4 protein-coding genes are annotated in these 3153 nt (G+C 64.9%); all 4 read left to right on the top strand.

The features are described from left to right. A partial coding sequence (locus tag ABYB95_RS20235) for a TRAP transporter large permease subunit (protein WP_372661087.1) occupies positions 1-263 on the top strand: 263 nt, incomplete at its 5' end. After that, on the top strand, positions 260-1315 hold the full coding sequence (locus tag ABYB95_RS20230) for an SMP-30/gluconolactonase/LRE family protein (RefSeq protein WP_372661084.1): 1056 nt from the start codon (positions 260-262) through the stop codon (positions 1313-1315). The genes ABYB95_RS20235 and ABYB95_RS20230, both read left to right, overlap by 4 nt. A 31-nt stretch (positions 1316-1346) precedes the next feature. After that, on the top strand, positions 1347-2075 hold the full coding sequence (locus ABYB95_RS20225) for a glutathione S-transferase family protein (RefSeq protein WP_372661081.1): 729 nt from the start codon (positions 1347-1349) through the stop codon (positions 2073-2075). A 24-nt stretch (positions 2076-2099) separates the two neighbouring features. After that, entirely contained in the window at positions 2100-2897 is a 798-nt protein-coding gene (locus tag ABYB95_RS20220) for a cyclase family protein (protein ID WP_372661078.1), read from the top strand. Positions 2898-3153 lie beyond the last annotated feature (256 nt).

Here is a 3153-nt window from a genome sequence, read left to right as displayed (position 1 = left end):
TGCCGCTGATGCTGCCGATCGCGCAGCAGTTCGGCCTGAACCTGATCTGGTTCGGCGTGATCACGGTGGTGGCGGTGGAGATCGGTCTGCTCACGCCGCCGTTCGGGCTCAGTGCCTATGTGATCAAGAGCACGCTGGGCCATACGCTGGACATCCGTCTCGGCGACATCTTCCGCGGCACCGCACCGTTCACGCTGACCATGCTGGTGGTGCTGGGCTTGCTGATGGCGTTTCCGCAAATCAGCCTGGTGTTGCTGAAATGAGCACGCGCGCACCCAACCCGCTGGACCACTTCGTGGTGGACCGCGCCGCGATCCGCACCGTGGGCACCGACCTGCAGCGCCCCGAATGCATTCTGGCCGAGCGCGATGGCACGCTGTGGGCCGCCGATGCCCGGGGCGGCGTGACCCGCATCGCACCCGACGGCACGCAAAGCTTCATCGGCCAGACCGCCGACACCCGCTTTGCCACGGCCGCCAGCGACACCAGCGACGCGTTCGAGAACAAGCTCACCCAGGGCACGCTGCCCAATGGACTGGCGTTCGCGGCCAATGGCGACATCCTGATCTCCAACTTCGGCACCGACCGCCTGGAAGTGATGTCGCGCAACGGCCAGAGCCGTGTGCTCTACGACCAGATCGACGGCCAGCCCATTGGCAAAGTCAACTTCGTGCTGCGCGACAGCCGCGACCGCATCTGGCTCACCGTCTCCACCCGCGTCAACCCCTGGACGAAAGCCGCCTCCAGCCGGGTGCGCGATGGCTACATCGCGGTGGTGGACGAACAGGGTTTGCGGGTCGTGGCCGACGGCTTTCACTTCACCAACGAAGTGCGGCTGGACGCGCGCGAAGAGTGGCTCTACATCGTCGAGACCACCGGCCCGCACATCTCGCGCATGCGCCTGGTCGAATCGCCGCAAGGCGTTTCGCTCACCGACCGCGAGGTCTATGGCCCCGCCGATCTGGGTGGTGCGCCCGACGGCATCGCCTTCGACGCACACGGCAACCTCTGGTGCACCCTGGTGATGGTGGACCGGCTGATCGCGATCACACCACAAGGTGATGCGCGCCTGCTGCTCGACGACGGCAACCCCGCCGCGAGCGAGAACCTCACCCGCAAGATGAAGGACGGCACCGCCACCGCCGACGACATGGCCAAGGCCCAAGGCACGCTGGCGCCCTGGATGGCCAGCATCACCTTTGGTGGCCCCGACCTGCGCACCGTGTACCTGGGCAGCCTGCTGGGTACGCGCATTCCCTTCTTCCGTTCGCCTGTGGCCGGTCTGCCCATGGTGCATTGGAATCAAAGCTTTTAAACCACACGCGCCGACCGCGCAGGAGAACCCCATGCTTGAGCTCTACAACGCCCCCATTTCCACGTGCAGCCAGAAGGTGCGCATGTCGCTGGCCGAAAAGCAGCTGGAGTGGGTGGACCACACCCTGGTGTTCAGCAAGTTCGAACACCTCACACCCGAGTACCTCAAACTCAACCCGAACGGCGTCGTGCCCACCTTGCTGCACGACGGGGGGGTGGTGGTGGACTCTTCGGTGATCAACGAATACCTGGAAGACGCCTTCCCCGAGCGGCCGCTGCGCCCGTCCAACAAGATCGAGCTGGCCCACATGCGCGCCTGGCGGCAGTACATCGACGAAGTGCCCACGCCCTCGATCCGCTACCCCTCGTTCAACGCCTACTTCGTCATGAAGTACGGCGACTTCACCGACGAAGAATTCCAGGCCCATGCCGAACGTCTGCCGGTGCGCCGCGACTTCTACCTCAAGATGGGCCGTACCGGCTTCCCGCAAGCCGAGGTCGATGCCGCGATACAGCGGTTGCGCGACACGCTGGAACGCATGGAGCGGGCGCTGGAGAAAACCGAATGGCTGGCCAACGACATGTTCACCCTGGCCGACATCAGCATCATGCCCAGCATCGTGCGCATGGAAGACCTGTACCTGCAAGGCCAGTGGAAAGACCTGCCGCGCGTGACCGACTGGTACCGCCGCCTGCAAGCCCGGCCCGCCTTCGCGACCACCTACTTCCCCGGCACGCGCGACCTCGGTCCCACCTGCTGACCGCCCCACCTACCGGAACCCACCATGCCGCGCAAATTTGTCGATCTCTCCATCTTTCTCGAAAACGACGTGGTGAGCGATCCACCGGCCTTCGCGCCCAAGATCCAGTACTTCACCCACGAGGACACCTTCGAGCAAATCGAACCCTTTTTCCCCGGCCTGAAAAAGGAAGACCTGCCCGATGGCGAAGGCTGGGCGGTGGAGCTGGTGCAGCTCTCCACCCACAACGGCACCCACCTGGACGCGCCCTACCACTTCCACTCCACCATGGACAAGGCGCTGGGCGAAAAGAAGCCCGCCATCGCCATCCACGACGTGCCGCTGGAATGGTGTTTCCAGCCTGGTGTGAAGCTGGACTTTCGCCACAAGGCCGATGGCTACGTGATCACCGCCGCCGATGTGGAGGCCGAGCTGGCACGCATCGAGCACACGCTCAAACCTCTGGAGATCGTGGTGGTCAACACCCGCGCCGGCTCACGCTACGGGCACGACGACTACGTCTCGTCCGGTGCCGGCATGGGCTACGAAGCCACCATGTATTTGCTCGAACGTGGTGTGCGCCTGACCGGCACCGACGCCTGGAGCTGGGACGCACCCTTTGTGCACACCGCCCAGAAGTACGGCGAAACGCAAGACGCCTCGCTGATCTGGGAAGGCCATAAAGCGGGCCGCGACATCGGCTACTGCCACATCGAAAAGATGCACAACCTCGAAGCCTTGCCCGCCAACGGTTTTTTCATCAGCTGCTTTCCGCACAAGATCCGCGATGCATCGGCGGGCTGGACCCGCGCCGTGGCGATCTTCGACGACGCCCTGGTGTGAACATGGCCCCCACGCTCCACCGCTGCGCGGGTCGCTGCCCCCCGAGGGGGCTGGGCCTGCCTTGGGGCGGCCCGGCGGCTGGCCCCCTGGCCCCCACATTCCACCGCTGCACGGTTCGCTGCCCCCCGAGGGGGCTGGCCCATCCTCCCGCAAGCAGGCACGTTGCAGCCTCCTCCATCTTTGACTGACCCCAGGAACCTTTCACCCATGGAACTCAACCACACCCACGATCTGAACGCGCGCAGCTGGCTGGCAT

Source organism: Hydrogenophaga sp. (genome assembly GCF_041633695.1).
GTDB lineage: Bacteria > Pseudomonadota > Gammaproteobacteria > Burkholderiales > Burkholderiaceae_C > Hydrogenophaga.
This window is presented reverse-complemented; position numbering and strand designations above follow the sequence as displayed.